The following is a 15,668-nucleotide window of genomic DNA, read 5'->3' as shown; positions in this document are numbered from 1 at the left end:
TTCGGTGGCTTCGCTTCTTCCTACAAGGCAAAAAGCGCCTCTACGTCAGAAGCTCCATCCCCCTCACAATCTAAACGAGCCGCTTCCGCTTTTCATTGTCCATCTCCAGCGGCTAGATTGTTCGGTGGCTTCGCTTCTTCCTACAAGGCAAAAAGCGCCTTTACGTCAGAAGCTCCATCCCCCCTCACAATCTGAACGAGCCGCTTGCGCTTTTCATTGTCTAGCTCCACCTCCTAGCCCTTCATGTCTAAGAACCTTCCGCACGAGAAGACAAAAAGCGTCTTCTGTACGGAAGAACCTTAGCCAACAGGGCTAAACAGTCGGTTTCGCTTTTCTTTTGCAAAAATAAACAGGAAACAACATGAAAATAACGAATATACTATATACTAAGTTCAAGGTTATATAGTATATGGTGATCGGGTGATGACATATGATTTATGTAGAAAAAGTCATTATTGTAGAAGGTACATCAGATAGAAGAAAGATTGAATCTATTATTCGTGAACCGGTGGAAATTGTTTGTACAAATGGTACAATTGGTTTATCGAAAATGGATGAGCTCGTTGATCAGTTTTTTGATAAGGAAGTGTATGTGCTAGTAGATGCTGATGATGCTGGAGAAAAGTTAAGGAAACAATTTCGAAAAGAATTTCCGCAAGCCGAGCATATCTATATTGATCGCTCGTACCGAGAAGTGGCAACTGCGCCATCTACACACTTAGCAAATGTATTATGGGGAGCCGACATTGACGTTTATACAGAATATTTACGGTAAGGAATGATAGAAGTGATTGATTGGACAGGAGCCGAAGCTACATCCCTAATAGAGAACGAAGAAAAAACAGTGTTATATGTATATACTCCAATGTGTGGAACATGCCAATTAGCAAAAAAGATGTTAACAGTCGTTGAGATGACAATTGAAGAGTTGAAAATTGGGATGTTAGATTTAAATTATGCTCCACATTTAGCAAAAGAGTATGGGATTGAAAGTGTACCTTGTTTACTTGTTTTTGAAAATGGGACACTGATGAAGAAGATATACGCATTTCATTCGGTTGAATATTTATATACGGAATTAAAGTAGGCGGCAAAATTTTTGCCGCCTCGACATATTTCTTGGGAAATATGTCGAGATGCAGGATGGATACAGTATTTGTCGAGCGAAAATAACAGGATTGCTCTTTAGTGAGAGGGAATGGTATGTAATAGAAAGTGATATGAAGGATGTGATTTAGGGTGAGATTATATTCTTTGCTTCAATCATTTGTAAATTACGCTAATGGTCAATATCATTTAGAGCCGCTTTTAAGACGAGAGGAAAAAACTGTTAATTTCCGTTTGGGAGATGAAAGTTGTTCGTTACAAATTTCAAGAGATTATATAGAGCTGGTACATGAGGAAAGAGGAACGGAACAAATCATTTGCTTAGACGAAAAGGATATAGAACAATTGGTTAATGGAAATGTACGATTGCAAATGTTAATGAACGATGGACGTGTACAATATTCGGGAACGTATCGAACGATGCTATTAGTCGAATCGATGTTTCATATATGTAAACCGATGTCAGTAGGTGCTTAAAATTCTGAAGGTTCATTTTTTGCGAAAATTTCTGTTGACATGGTGTTTGGATATTGATACAATTCAATTCATAAAATATAGACAATTTCATAAATTACAAATCAGACGAAAATTGAATCTGATTTCTCTTATCAAGAGAGGTGGAGGGACTGTGCCCTGTGAAGCCCGGCAACCGTCAACTTATGTTGAAATGGTGCCAATTCCTGCAAAGCAAATGCTTTGAGAGATGAGAGAGAGGGATAATGTTGTTATATACGCACATAAACCTTTCTGCTTCTCTAAAGCAGAAAGGTTTTTTTATTGTTTGAATGTGGAGGACATTCAAACAATAAAAGTAGTGATAACGGTGGACTACACGCATTAAACATAAAAAATTGCGGAGTCGACCTAAACAAAAAAAGGGGTGATACATCATGATTCTATTAGAGAATGTAAAGAAAATATATAAAGCAAAAAGCGGTGATGTCACTGCTGTAGATAACGCCAATTTAAAAATAGAAAAAGGCGAAATATTTGGTGTTATCGGATATAGCGGCGCTGGGAAAAGTTCTTTAATCAGATTGTTTAATCAGTTAGAAAAACCGACTTCTGGCCAAATTACAATTGCGGATCGTGTTATATCAACAATTACAGGAAGTGAACTTCGTAAGGCAAGGCAAGAAATCGGAATGATTTTTCAACACTTCAACTTACTTTGGTCACGAACTGTACGTGAAAATATTGAGTTTCCACTTGAAATTGCAGGTGTTGATAAAACGAAGAGAAGAAAACGTGTTGATGAATTAATTCATCTTGTCGGATTAGAAGGAAGAGGAGACGCGTACCCATCTCAGCTGAGCGGGGGACAAAAACAACGCGTTGGGATTGCAAGAGCATTAGCTAACAACCCACAAGTACTTTTATGTGATGAAGCAACGTCGGCTCTTGATCCAGAAACGACAGATCAAATTTTGGATTTACTATTAGACATCAATAAGCGCCTTGGTTTAACAATTGTACTCATTACACATGAGATGCACGTAATTCGAAAGATTTGTAATCGAGTGGCGGTAATGGAGAGAGGAAAGATTGTAGAAACGGGTCCAGTACTTGATGTATTCCGTAATCCGAAGCAAGATATTACGAAACGATTTGTACAGCAGTTAACAGATTCTGAAGATACAAATGAAACGATTGAAAGTTTAATTGAAAAATATCCAGATGGAAAAGTAATTCGTTTGCAGTTTATTGGTGAGGCTGTAGAAAGACCAGTGCTTCAACGATTGATGCAACGCAGTGATATAGAAGTTAGCATTTTGCAAGGAAATATCGCACAAACGAATAACGGTTCTTACGGTAGTTTAGTTGTTCATTTAAATGGTGAGGAAACAGCGATCCAGCAAGCAATAGAAGGAATTCATCAAGATCAAGTAGAGCTGGAGGTGATTGCACATGGATAAGTTACTCGCAAATGTTGATTGGAATCAAATGTTAGAAGCAACGGGTGAAACGTTATATATGACGGCAATCGCAGCTCTTGCGACATTTGTTTTAGGACTAATTTTAGGATTGTTACTCTTCATGACAGCGAAAGATAATTTATGGGAAAACAAATCAATTAATACGGTGATTGGAGCATTCGTAAATATATTCCGTTCTATACCGTTCATCATTTTAATTATTTTATTAATCCCATTCACAAAGATTCTTCTTGGAACAATTCTTGGAGCAAGTGCAGCGCTGCCGGCTTTAATTATTGGAGCGGCACCATTCTACGCGAGAATGGTTGAAATCGCACTTCGCGAAATTGATAAAGGTGTAATTGAAGCTTCAAAAGCAATGGGAGCAAAAACAAGCACAATTATTTTGAAAGTGTTAATTCCAGAATCGTTACCAGCATTAGTATCTGGTATTACGGTTACGACAATTGCTTTAGTAGGATATACAGCAATGGCGGGAGTTGTTGGTGCTGGTGGCCTTGGAACACTTGCTTACTTAGAAGGATTCCAAAGAGGAAATAACGATGTAACAATCGTTGCGACAATTTGTGTATTACTAGTTGTATTTTTAATTCAGTGGATTGGTGATAGTTTAACGACTCGAATAGATAAACGATAATAAAAAACGGGAGGATGTTTCAAATGAAAAAATTATTACTTACGGCACTTATTTCAACTTCAATTTTTGGCTTAGCTGCTTGTGGCGGGAAAGATAAAGATGAAAAGAAGCTTGTTGTTGGTGCTTCTAACGTACCGCACGCTGAAATTTTAGAAAAGGCAAAACCGTTACTTGAGAAAAAAGGAATTGAATTAGAAGTGAAAAAATTCCAAGATTACGTGTTGCCAAATAAATCGTTAGCGGATAAGGATTTAGATGCAAACTACTTCCAGCACATTCCGTATTTAGAAAAAGAAATTAAAGATAAAAAGTATGACTTTGAAGTAGCAGGGAAAATTCATTTAGAGCCAATTGGTGTATATTCTCAAAAATATAAGAGCTTAAAAGAACTTCCGGACGGAGCGACAATTATTATGAGTAATTCTGTTGCTGACCATGGACGTGGTTTAGCAATTTTACAAAAAGAAGGTATTTTAAAAGTTAAAGATGGGGTAGATCCAGTTAAAGCAACTCCAAAAGATATTGCAGATAATCCGAAAAATCTAAAATTCAAAACGGATATCGAGCCTGGTTTATTGCCACAAGTGTATAACAATAAAGAAGGCGACGCTGTTTTAATTAACTCTAACTATGCAATTGATGCAAAGTTAAATCCGGAAAAAGATGCAATTGCAATTGAAGGAAATGATTCACCGTACGCAAACATAGTAGCTGTTCGTAAAGGCGATAAAGATAAGAAAGAGATTAAAGCTCTTGTAGAAGTATTACATTCTAAAGAAATTGAAGACTTCATTAATAAAGAATATAAAGGGGCAGTTGTTCCTGTAAAAGAATAATTGCTGAAAAGGGCTGGTGTATGCCAGCCTTTTTTATAACTACATAACTATAGGGGAGAAGGGGACATCATATGAGAAAGATTCTATTGTCAGTTGTTACAGCGCTGTCTGTATTTACATTAGCTGCTTGCGGAGGGAAAGAAGAGAATAAGCTTGTTGTTGGAGCTTCTAACGTGCCGCACGCTGTTATTTTGGAGAAAGCACAGCCAATCTTAGAGAAAAAAGGCATTAAGTTAGAGATTAAAAAGTTCCAGGATTATGTACTGCCAAATAAAGCGTTAGCGGATAAGGAAATTGATGCGAACTACTTCCAACACATTCCTTACTTAGATAAAGAAATTCAAGAAAAGGGATATAAAATTGTAAACGCAGGAAAAATCCATTTAGAGCCAATGGGGATTTATTCTAAGAAATATAAAAGTTTAAAAGAATTGCCAGATGGCGGAACAGTTATTATGAGTAATAACGTAGCGGAGCGTGGCCGTATGCTCGCATTGTTACAAAAAGGCGGCGTTATTAAATTAAAAGACGGTGTAGATGTTGTTAAAGCGACAGTAAAAGATGTTGTAGAAAATCCGAAAAACTTAAAGTTTAAAACAGATGTAGAGCCTGGATTGTCACCAAAGCTGTATGAAAATAATGAGGGAGATGCTTTATTTATTAATTCGAACTATGCAATTGATGCAAAATTAAATCCAACGAAGGATGCAATTGCGATTGAAGGATCAGACTCTCCGTATGCAAACATCATTGCAGTTCGTAAAGGTGACGAGAAGAAAAAAGAAATTAAAGAATTAGTAGAAGTATTGCATTCAAAAGAAATTCAAGACTTTATTAATAAAGAATATAAAGGTGCTGTACTTCCGATAAGTGAATAATTATAAGGAAAGGACTGGGAATTTACCGGTCCTTTTTTCTTTATATAAATAAGAAGAAAGGTGTATCATATAAAGGTGAAAAGGAAATACTTATATACATTTGTGAAAAAACGGTTACTTTTTTTCGTCGTTTGCGATATCATTTTATTTGATATAAAATTAGAATGAGAATAAAATGAGAATATGAACGTTTTAGGAATTTTTAAAATGTATATATAGGATTAATGGAGGTATTGAGATGGCTGGTTCTACATTAACGGTTAAAGACTTACACGTATCAATTGACGGCAAAGAAATTTTAAAGGGTGTAAACCTTGAAGTAAAAGGTGGAGAAATCCACGCAATTATGGGACCTAACGGAACAGGTAAATCAACTTTATCTTCTGCAATTATGGGTCACCCAAAGTATGAAGTAACAGAAGGTAGCATCATCATCGACGGTGAAGATGTATTAGAAATGGAAGTAGACGAGCGCGCACAAGCGGGTCTATTCCTAGCAATGCAATATCCAAGTGAAATTAGCGGAGTAACAAACGCTGACTTCTTACGTTCTGCAATTAACGCACGTCGTGAAGAAGGCGATGAAATTTCTCTTATGAAATTTATCCGTACATTAGATAAAAACATGGAATTCCTAGAAATGGATCCAGAAATGGCACAACGTTACTTAAACGAAGGTTTCTCTGGTGGAGAGAAAAAACGTAACGAAATTCTTCAATTAATGATGATTGAGCCAAAAATCGCAATCTTAGACGAAATCGACTCAGGTCTTGATATCGATGCATTAAAAGTTGTATCTAAAGGTATTAACCAAATGCGCGGCGAAGAGTTCGGTTGCCTAATGATTACGCATTACCAACGTTTATTAAACTACATCACTCCAGACTTCGTTCACGTTATGATGAACGGTCGTATTGTTAAATCTGGTGGCCCTGAGCTTGCACAACGTCTAGAAGCTGAAGGTTACGACTGGATTAAAAAAGAATTAGGTATTGAAGACGAAACAGCAGAGCAAGAAGCGTAAGAGAGGAGCATAAACATGACAATCGGTACATTACCTTTCGATCAAGAAACAATCCGTCAGCGCGCAAGCGAAGTAAACGAAGCTGCTTGGTTGACTGAGTTCCGCTTACAAGCTCTTGCACAAGCAACAGAACTTCCAATGCCAACGCCTGATAAAACGAAAATTGAAAAATGGGACTTTATCGGAAAAGGCGACGCTGCTAAGCAAGAGCCTGTAAGTTCTTTAACAGAGCTTCCAGAAGCAGTGAAAAACTTAATCGATGAAAATAACAGTGTATTAGTACAACGTACTGGTACAACTGCGTTCGTTTCTTTAGCAGACGAAGCAAAAGAAAAAGGTGTTATTTTTACAGACATCGTAACAGCTGCAACAGAGCATGCTGAACTATTACAAAAGTATTTAATGAAAGACGGCGTGAAGGTAGACGAGCATCGTTTAACTGCACTTCATGCTGCATTAATCAACGGCGGTGCATTCGTATATGTTCCGAAAAACGTTGTTCTTGAAACTCCACTTCAAGCTGTATTCTTAGTAGACGGCGAAGAAGCTAACGTATATAACCATGTATTATTCGTAGCTGATGCGAACAGTACTGCAACTTATGTAGAAAACTATGTTGCAAATGAAAATGCTAAAGGTATTGCAAATATCGTAGCAGAAGTAATCGTGGAACAAGGCGCACAAGTTAAATTTGGTGCGGTTGATCTATTAGCAAAAGACGTAACAACTTACGTTAACCGCCGCGGTGTTGTTGGACGCGACGGTCGCATTGATTGGGCTCTAGGCCTTATGAATGACGGAAATACAATTTCAGAGAACGTTACAAACTTAATGGGCGACGGTTCATATGCTGATACGAAAACAGTAACAATTGGCCGTGGTAACCAAACACAAAACTTTACAACTAAAGTTGTTCACTTCGGTAAACACTCTGAAGGTTGGATTTTAAAACACGGTGTACAAAAAGATAGTGCAACATCTATCTTTAACGGGATTGGTAAGATTGAACACGGTGCATCTAAATCAAACGCACAACAATCTTCTCGCGTTCTTATGTTAGATGAGAAAGCACGCGGTGATGCAAACCCAATTCTTTTAATCGACGAAGATGATGTAATGGCAGGTCACGCAGCTTCAGTAGGCCGCGTAGATCCGTACCAATTATACTACTTGATGAGCCGTGGTATTCCAAAACGCGAAGCAGAACGTTTAGTCATCCACGGATTCTTAGCACCTGTAGTAAATGAGCTTCCAATTGAAGGAGTAAAAGCACAGCTTGTTGAGGTAATTGAAAGGAAAGTTCGCTAATGAATATTCATGAAATACGCAAACAGTTTCCAATTCTTGATCAAAAAGTGAACGGCAAACAACTTGTATATTTCGATAGTGCAGCAACTTCTCAAAAACCAATTCAAGTCATTGAAACGTTAGAACGTTACTATAAAGAATATAATTCTAACGTGCATCGCGGTGTTCATACGCTCGGTACGAAAGCTACCGACGCGTATGAAGGTGCACGCGAGAAAGTTCGCAAGTTTATTAACGCGAAATCAATGGAAGAGATTATTTTCACGCGCGGAACGACAACTGCATTAAATACAGTAGCGGCTAGCTATGGTCTTGAAAATGTAAAAGAAGGCGATGAAATCGTTATTTCTTACATGGAGCACCATAGTAACATCATTCCGTGGCAACAAGTTGCGAAGAAAACTGGTGCAACTTTAAAATACCTTCCGCTTCAACCAGACGGTACAATTTCTTTAGAAGATGTTCGTCAAACAGTTACACCGAATACAAAAATCGTTTCTATTATGCAAGTTTCAAACGTGCTTGGAACGATTAACCCTGTAAAAGAAATCGGAGCGATCGCACACGAAAATGGCGCAATTATGGTCGTTGACGGTGCACAAAGTACACCTCACATGAAAGTAGATGTACAAGATTTAAACTGTGATTTCTACGCATTATCTGCTCATAAGATGTGCGGACCTACAGGCATCGGCGTATTATATGGTAAAAAAGAATTGCTGAACAATATGGAGCCAATTGAATTTGGCGGTGAAATGATTGATTTCGTAGATTTACAAGAATCTACTTGGAAAGAGCTTCCGTGGAAGTTTGAAGCAGGTACACCGATTATCGGTAATGCAATCGGACTTGGTGCGGCAATTGATTTCCTAGAAGAAATCGGTCTTGATAATATTGAAAAGCATGAACATGAATTAGCGCAATACGCTTTAGAAAGACTATCAGAAGTAGATGGCGTTACAATTTATGGTCCAAAGCATCGCGCTGGTCTTGTTACATTTAATATTGAAGACGTACATCCTCACGATGTAGCGACTGTATTAGATGTAGAAGGCATTGCAGTTCGTGCAGGACATCACTGTGCACAACCGCTTATGAAGTGGCTAAAAGCTTCTTCAACAGCACGTGCGAGCTTCTATTTATATAATACAAAAGAAGAAATTGATACATTTGTTGAATCGCTAATCAAGACAAAGGAGTATTTCACAAATGTCATTTAATAATTTAGATACGTTATATCGTCAAGTTATTATGGATCATTATAAGAATCCTCGTAACAATGGCGTGTTAGAAGATAGTGTTACTGTTAACTTGAACAATCCAACTTGCGGCGATCGTATTCAACTTACGATGAAAGTAGAAGAAGGTATTGTGCAAGAGGCGAAGTTTGAAGGCGAAGGATGTTCAATCTCAATGTCTTCAGCTTCAATGATGACACAAGCAGTAAAAGGTAAGAAAATTGAAGAAGCACTTCAGCTTTCGAAAATTTTCTCTGACATGATGCTAGGAAAAGAGTACGATGACAGCATCGATTTAGGAGATATTGAAGCATTACAAGGCGTATGCAAGTTCCCTGCACGTATTAAATGTGCAACATTAGCGTGGAAAGCGTTAGAAAAGGGCTTAAACGAAGATAAGTAATGTTAAAGGTTCCTAAAAATGAGGTTATCTAAGGAGGGACACACCAACATGGCGAAGCAACTGCCAGATATCGGCGATTACAAATATGGTTTCAAAGACAAAGACGTTTCGATTTTCCGTGCTGGACGCGGTTTAACAAAAGAGATCGTTGAAGAGATTTCACGTATGAAAGAAGAACCACAGTGGATGTTAGACTTCCGTTTAAAATCACTGGATAAGTTCTATGAAATGCCAATGCCACAATGGGGCGGCGACTTAAATGACTTAGATTTCGATGAAATTACGTACTACGTAAAACCATCTGAGAAATCTGAGAAGTCTTGGGATGAAGTACCTGATGAAATTAAAGCAACATTTGATAAATTAGGTATTCCAGAAGCTGAGCAAAAATATTTAGCTGGTGTATCTGCACAGTACGAATCTGAAGTTGTATACCACAACATGAAAGAAGACCTAGAAGCTCTAGGAATCGTCTTCAAAGATACAGATAGCGCATTAAAAGAGAACGAAGATATTTTCCGTGAGCATTTCGGAAAAGTAATCCCACCAACAGACAACAAATTCTCTGCATTAAACTCTGCAGTTTGGTCTGGTGGATCATTCATCTACGTTCCAAAAGGTATTAAAGTTGATACACCACTTCAAGCGTATTTCCGAATTAACTCTGAAAATATGGGACAATTCGAGCGTACGCTTATCATCGTAGACGAAGGTGCACACGTACACTACGTAGAAGGTTGTACAGCACCTGTTTACACTACTAACTCACTTCACAGTGCGGTAGTAGAAATCATCATTAAAAAAGATGCGTATTGCCGTTATACAACAATCCAAAACTGGGCGAACAACGTATACAACCTAGTTACAAAACGTGCGGTTTGTGAAGAAAACGCGACGATGGAATGGATTGATGGTAACATCGGATCTAAATTAACGATGAAATACCCAGCAGTTATCTTAAAAGGCGAAGGCGCTCGTGGTTTAACATTATCAATCGCGATTGCTGGTAAAGGCCAACACCAAGATGCTGGTGCGAAAATGATTCACTTAGCACCAAACACGTCTTCAACAATCGTTTCTAAATCGATTGCGAAGCATGGTGGTAAAGTAACTTACCGTGGTATCGTACACTTCGGACCAAAAGCGAAAAACTCTCGCTCTAACATCGAGTGTGACACGTTAATCATGGATAACCAATCTACATCTGATACAATTCCTTACAACGAAATCAAAAACGATTACGTTTCACTTGAGCATGAAGCGAAAGTATCGAAAGTATCAGAAGAACAATTATTCTACCTAATGAGCCGCGGTATTTCTGAGCAAGAAGCTACAGAAATGATCGTAATGGGCTTCATCGAGCCATTCACTCGCGAACTTCCAATGGAATACGCAGTTGAAATGAACCGCCTAATCAAGTTTGAGATGGAAGGTTCTATTGGTTAAATAGAAATGCGGAGCCGACTGTTCAGACCCGTTGGCTAAGGTTCTTTCGCACAGAAGATGCTTTTTATCTTCTCGTGCGGAAGGTTCTTAGACATGAGGGTTTAGGAGGCAAAGCTGGACAATATTTAAAGTGGAAGCGGCTTGTTCAGAATGTGAGGGGGAAGAAGTGAAGCTACCGAACATTCTAGCCGCTAGAACTGGATAATATATGTATGAAGAAAGCGCCCTGCTGTGCAGGGCGCTTTTTTGTTTTGCGGATTTGTCTTGGCTTGGGAGAGGATACCCGGGTGGGTGTTCAGCTAAATATATCAACGATTTTTCAAATATATCGATCATAAACGGGAATATATCAACGATTATTTCAATATATCAACGTTTCGACAAGGAATATCGATTTGTCGACAAGATAAGACAAAAGAAAATTCTCACATACCCCAAACATTTTATAAGAACAGAGAACGACTAGGTTTAAGACAAAGAGACTGACAAATCCACTTGAACAATCAACCACTGAATTTTATATTAAACTTTTTGACAAATCCACCCCTCCCTCCACTATCTGGAATTCTTTCCTGCATTAGCAAAAGTTCCTCATATAAAAAAGGGCAATCTTTTGCTTTTTCTCACAATGCGAGTACAATGTAAAATAGCAAGAAAAGACGAAAAGTATTTACAGGATTATTGTGTGCGCATAGCGTAAATGGCAGTAAGGAACTGAGAGGAGGTTTTTTCTCTGAATATAAATAAGGAAACAATCATCCACCTTTATCATACAAACGATATACATAGTCATTTTGAAAATTGGCCGCAAATTTCTCGGTTTGTACAGGGAGAGAAAAAGCGAAGACAGGAAGCGGGAGAGACCGTTTTGACGGTTGATATCGGCGATCATGTGGATCGTTTTCATAGTATTTCGGAAGCGACGAATGGACTTGGCAATACGAAGCTTTTAAATGAGGCGTTATATGATTATGTAACGATCGGAAATAATGAAGGAATTACGTTAGCGAAGGAGCATTTGAATCGTCTATATGATGAGGCTGGATTTGAAGTGCTTGTCGCGAATTTATTTGAAAAAGAAGGTGTACGTCCGGAGTGGGCAAAGCCTTATAAATTACATACAACGACAGATGGGATTACGATTGCCTTTATCGGGTTAACGGTAGCTTATCCAGAGTTCTATCATATGCTCGATTGGCATATTGAAGATCCGCTTATCCATTTAGAGTCTATTTTAGAAGAAGTGCGAGATGAGGCTCATATTACAGTTGTCCTTTCTCACCTTGGAAAAAGCATGGATGAGTATATGGCAGAGCATTATGATATAGATGTGATTTTAGGTGCGCATACGCATCATTTATTTGAGCGTGGTGTTCTTATGAATAATACGTTACTTTGTTGTTGTGAAAAGTGGGGGCGTTACGTTGGTCACGTACAGCTTACTGTGGATATAGAGACGAAGAAACTACTGAAAAAAGACGGTAGAGCAATTAAGACGGAACGGTTAGGGGCTTATAGCGAGCCGTTATCCACAATTGAAATACTGCAGGAAGAAAGTAAGCATATAATGGCAGAGCCTGTCGTTCATTTAAAAGAGTCATTACCGGTTGATTGGTTTCATGAGGCGCCGTTTTCTCATATGTTAGCAAGTGCGCTGAAAACATGGTGCAGTGCAGAAGTTGGAATGGTGAATGCTGGTGTACTTCTTGAAGGATTAGAAGAGGGTGTTGTAACGCGCGGAGATATTCACAGAATTTGTCCACATCCAATTAATCCGTGTGCTTTGAAAGTTCCAGGAAAGATATTAAGAGAAGTTATTTTGAAAGCACGTAAACCGAATATGGAAAACCTTGAGGTAAAAGGATTCGGATTTCGTGGAAAAGTGATGGGGAAAATGATTTACGCTGGTGTAGAAGTAATTCCAGATACGATTCCTGGGAATAAAATTTTATTAGAAGATGTATTGATTAACGGCGAATCGCTGGAGTTAGACCGTATATATACAGTAGGAACAATTGATATGTTTACGTTTGGATACTTATACCCAGAGCTATCCACACTTTCGGACAAACAATATTATATGCCAGAACTACTTAGAGATGTGTTAACAGATATGTTAATAACTTATACATCTTCCGTTAAACTATAGGCTAGTTAACTTGTAACACTCATTTTTCTCTTGTCATACAGATAAGAAAGAGAGGAGTGTGAACTATGGTTAATGTGGAGCCAATTATAATTGATAATTATACGTTTATTGCGGTTAGCGTCAAACTTCCAAAGACGAATTTGCTAGCTGTAATGAGCGATAAAGGATATATTATGTGTGGTGCATTAGATGTAGGTCTTTTAAATGAGAAGTTAGGTGATCGAGGAATTATTGCTGGCCGTGCGGTTGGTGTAAGAACGATTGAACAACTTCTTGAAGCGCCACTAGAATCGGTAACGACTGGAGCTGAAGCATTAGGCATTCCAGCAGGAACGATTGGAAAAGAAGCATTATTAAAAATGAGATAAGCATATATCGTCCCTCCTTCTTGCATAGAAATGATATAAGAAGGAGGTTTTTTTATGAGTATATTTCGCTCGAAAAACTCGCGGTTTCGAAAGGGACCTATCGCCTTTCGGTATATACTGCTTATGTCGTTTATTCTTTTTGTTATATTACTTACGCAAGGGCTGTGGATTGTGAATAATAGTATTCAGCCGACCTTAATTAAATATGGAGAAGTAGAGACAAAGAAAATGGCGACGGCAATTATGACGAAGGCGGTAAAGGATCGAATTAATGAAGGATTCGATGTCGATTCGTTAATGAAAGTACAAAATGATAAAAACGGGAAAGTATCCACAATTAATTTAAATACGAAGCAAGTAAATGAAATCGTAACGTCAACGACTACGTACATAGAAAAATATTTGCAGCAAGTAGAACAAGGGAAGTTGAAGGAGCTAGGTATTTCTGAAAAAAACGGGGCGACTATGGCAGTTCCTTTTGGGCGTGTAACTGATAATGCGCTTCTTGGTAATATAGGACCAGATATTCCGATTCAGTTCACGCCAATTGGGCATGTGAATACAGATATTAAACAAAAAATTGAGCCGCACGGGATCAACACTACAGCGATTCAAATTGTTATGGAAATGGAAGTAACGTTGCAAGTAATCATTCCATTTCATACGAAAGAGATAACGGTGAAACAAAATGTTCCGATTGCGACGCGTATCGTTCAAGGGGAAGTGCCTACGTATTATGGAAGCGGAAGTGTTGCTGTACCTGATAAAAAGAAAACAGATAGTTAATTGCATATAAAGTGAAACTTGAATCAATCGGGCTTTTACTGGATAAAAAATAACCGTAGCAATGCGCTACGGTTATCGTTTTGTATTTGCTCGTTCTTTGCGTTCCCAAAGGCTTAAATGCATATATGGATCGAAGGCCCATTCTGTATAGCCATTGTCTTTATATATGCCAAAATGTAAGTGGGGTGGGAATTTTCCGGCTGTACCAGGGGGGCCATAGCCAGTGCTACCAACAAACCCGATTACTTTTCCGGGCTCAACAATTTGTCCAAGCTGTATTTCTTTTGAGAACCCGCCTAAATGAGCGTAATAATGGTAATTGTTATGAAGGTCGCGAATACCAATGCGCCATCCACCAAGGCGGTTCCAACCTTTCGTTTCAATAATGCCATAGCAAGTCGATCTTACTGGCACGCCATATCCGGCAAAAATATCGGTTCCTTCATGAACTCGTCTGCCCCCAAAACTTCTTCCAGCACCGAAAGTACTACGGTAGCTATGGTCACTACGAATCGGAAGAGGAAAAGCATTTCCTTCTAAATTAATACGTCCATAATGTTTATAAATTTGGGCGTATTCGCTAATTAAATCAACTGTTTTTGCACGTCTATAATATTCCCAAAGCATAATTTTAATACGGTCTTCTGACGTTCCTTGTTTCCTTAAAATAGTCGCTGCGGTATGCAGAAGATCACGGTCGCTATTTGCATTTGCAAATCCATCTTTGTCACCATCTAAACCTATTCCGCCAAATAGAGAAATTGTATGGGGGAGAGTGTCGTTACTATTAACAGGTCCAGCCCATATTTCTGGTTTGAAATAAAGGGAAATGATGGCATCTGGTTTTTTTGGAATATCTTTTCTTACGCTCCGTATATTTCTTTCATATTGATCCATTGCAGCTAAGTAATACCATGGAATGCCTGAAGACTGCTCGGTTTCTTTATATAGTACCATGCGCTTTTCGTATATGCTTTGCTGATTATCTTCACCGTAGGCGATGTTTTGGTGGAGAAGAAAACAAATAGAAAGCAAAAGAGAAATTTTTCGAAGCATGAAATAGACTCCTTTCACAACATCACTCTTTTTAGTGTGGGATATACGGAGTATTTCATTATAGGGAACGATTGGAAAAAATCTTAGAATCTTCATTTGAGCAAATCGCTTTCATACGTTAGAATAGATATGTTACATTGAAAGAAGCGAACACGGTAAACTATTTCATATTGTGCGGAGTTGATAACCATGACAAAACAAACAGAATATAAGCGCAAGCCCGAATGGTTGAAAATTAAGTTAAACACGAATGAAAACTATACAGGCTTAAAGAAAATGATGCGTTCTAAGAATCTTCATACCGTTTGTGAAGAGGCAAAATGTCCGAATATTCATGAATGCTGGGCTGTAAGAAAAACAGCAACATTTATGATTTTAGGTGCGGTTTGTACACGCGCTTGTCGTTTTTGTGCGGTTAAAACAGGCTTACCAACTGAGCTTGATTTACAAGAACCAGAACGCGTAGCAGATTCAGTAGTACAAATGGGCTTAAAG

General features: G+C 38.3%; 16 protein-coding genes, 1 pseudogene and 1 riboswitch. Of the genes and pseudogenes, 16 read left to right on the top strand and 1 reads right to left on the bottom strand.

Annotation, left to right across the window (positions count from 1 at the left end; translation table 11 throughout):
- Positions 1-430 precede the first annotated feature (430 nt).
- From MR160_RS28780 to yunB, 15 genes are all read left to right on the top strand, one after another.
- Positions 431-775, top strand: coding sequence for a toprim domain-containing protein (locus tag MR160_RS28780; protein WP_000640870.1), 345 nt, complete (start codon positions 431-433; stop codon positions 773-775).
- A 3-nt stretch (positions 776-778) separates the two neighbouring features.
- The gene (locus tag MR160_RS28775; protein ID WP_003280640.1) at positions 779-1,087 is read left to right on the top strand and encodes a thioredoxin family protein; all 309 of its coding nucleotides are present in this window, start codon (positions 779-781) and stop codon (positions 1,085-1,087) included.
- A 152-nt stretch (positions 1,088-1,239) separates the two neighbouring features.
- On the top strand, positions 1,240-1,584 hold the full coding sequence (locus tag MR160_RS28770) for a hypothetical protein (RefSeq protein ID WP_001242143.1): 345 nt from the start codon (positions 1,240-1,242) through the stop codon (positions 1,582-1,584).
- A gap of 125 nt (positions 1,585-1,709) precedes the next feature.
- Positions 1,710-1,817: riboswitch (SAM riboswitch) on the top strand.
- Between the two features lie 180 nt (positions 1,818-1,997).
- On the top strand, positions 1,998-3,023 hold the full coding sequence (locus MR160_RS28765) for a methionine ABC transporter ATP-binding protein (protein ID WP_000601771.1): 1,026 nt from the start codon (positions 1,998-2,000) through the stop codon (positions 3,021-3,023).
- Positions 3,016-3,681 carry a methionine ABC transporter permease gene (locus tag MR160_RS28760; protein WP_000359401.1) on the top strand — a complete coding sequence of 222 codons (666 nt, stop codon included), beginning with the start codon at positions 3,016-3,018 and terminating at the stop codon, positions 3,679-3,681. Before MR160_RS28765 ends, MR160_RS28760 begins: the two co-directional genes overlap by 8 nt.
- 23 nt (positions 3,682-3,704) lie before the next feature.
- Complete coding sequence (gene metQ, locus MR160_RS28755; protein ID WP_000735090.1) at positions 3,705-4,517, top strand: methionine ABC transporter substrate-binding lipoprotein MetQ; 813 nt, start codon at positions 3,705-3,707, stop codon at positions 4,515-4,517.
- 71 nt (positions 4,518-4,588) lie between these two features.
- A complete protein-coding gene (gene metQ, locus MR160_RS28750) occupies positions 4,589-5,395 on the top strand; it encodes a methionine ABC transporter substrate-binding lipoprotein MetQ (protein ID WP_001226751.1) in 807 nt (268 codons plus the stop codon).
- Positions 5,396-5,633: 238 nt separating this feature from the next.
- On the top strand, positions 5,634-6,419 hold the full coding sequence (gene sufC, locus MR160_RS28745; protein ID WP_000929162.1) for a Fe-S cluster assembly ATPase SufC: 786 nt from the start codon (positions 5,634-5,636) through the stop codon (positions 6,417-6,419).
- Positions 6,420-6,434: 15 nt separating this feature from the next.
- On the top strand, positions 6,435-7,727 hold the full coding sequence (sufD, locus tag MR160_RS28740; RefSeq protein WP_000152177.1) for a Fe-S cluster assembly protein SufD: 1,293 nt from the start codon (positions 6,435-6,437) through the stop codon (positions 7,725-7,727).
- Positions 7,727-8,947: a cysteine desulfurase SufS gene (gene sufS / locus MR160_RS28735; RefSeq protein WP_001020767.1), complete on the top strand. Its 1,221-nt coding sequence runs from the start codon at positions 7,727-7,729 to the stop codon at positions 8,945-8,947. The genes sufD and sufS overlap by 1 nt, the downstream gene beginning before the upstream one ends.
- Entirely contained in the window at positions 8,937-9,368 is a 432-nt protein-coding gene (gene sufU / locus MR160_RS28730) for a Fe-S cluster assembly sulfur transfer protein SufU (protein WP_000009525.1), read from the top strand. The genes sufS and sufU overlap by 11 nt, the downstream gene beginning before the upstream one ends.
- 48 nt (positions 9,369-9,416) lie before the next feature.
- Positions 9,417-10,814: a Fe-S cluster assembly protein SufB gene (sufB, locus tag MR160_RS28725; RefSeq protein ID WP_001118824.1), complete on the top strand. Its 1,398-nt coding sequence runs from the start codon at positions 9,417-9,419 to the stop codon at positions 10,812-10,814.
- Between the two features lie 733 nt (positions 10,815-11,547).
- The gene (locus MR160_RS28720) at positions 11,548-12,963 is read left to right on the top strand and encodes a bifunctional metallophosphatase/5'-nucleotidase (RefSeq protein ID WP_153578392.1); all 1,416 of its coding nucleotides are present in this window, start codon (positions 11,548-11,550) and stop codon (positions 12,961-12,963) included.
- Between the two features lie 65 nt (positions 12,964-13,028).
- On the top strand, positions 13,029-13,331 hold the full coding sequence (locus tag MR160_RS28715; protein ID WP_000248466.1) for a YunC family protein: 303 nt from the start codon (positions 13,029-13,031) through the stop codon (positions 13,329-13,331).
- A gap of 54 nt (positions 13,332-13,385) precedes the next feature.
- Positions 13,386-14,117, top strand: a complete 732-nt coding sequence (yunB, locus tag MR160_RS28710; RefSeq protein WP_000021796.1) for a sporulation protein YunB — start codon at positions 13,386-13,388, stop codon at positions 14,115-14,117.
- Positions 14,118-14,189: 72 nt separating this feature from the next.
- Here yunB and MR160_RS28705 read toward each other — a convergent pair whose 3' ends face one another.
- Complete coding sequence (locus tag MR160_RS28705) at positions 14,190-15,173, bottom strand: M23 family metallopeptidase (protein WP_000944693.1); 984 nt, start codon at positions 15,171-15,173, stop codon at positions 14,190-14,192.
- Between the two features lie 189 nt (positions 15,174-15,362).
- On the opposite strand from MR160_RS28705, the pseudogene MR160_RS28700 reads away from it, so the two are divergent.
- Positions 15,363-15,668: pseudogene (locus MR160_RS28700) on the top strand (lipoyl synthase); the annotation flags it as partial.

It is taken from the genome of Bacillus cereus group sp. BfR-BA-01382 (assembly GCF_022663475.1).
GTDB lineage: Bacteria > Bacillota > Bacilli > Bacillales > Bacillaceae_G > Bacillus_A > Bacillus_A thuringiensis_S.
This window is presented reverse-complemented; position numbering and strand designations above follow the sequence as displayed.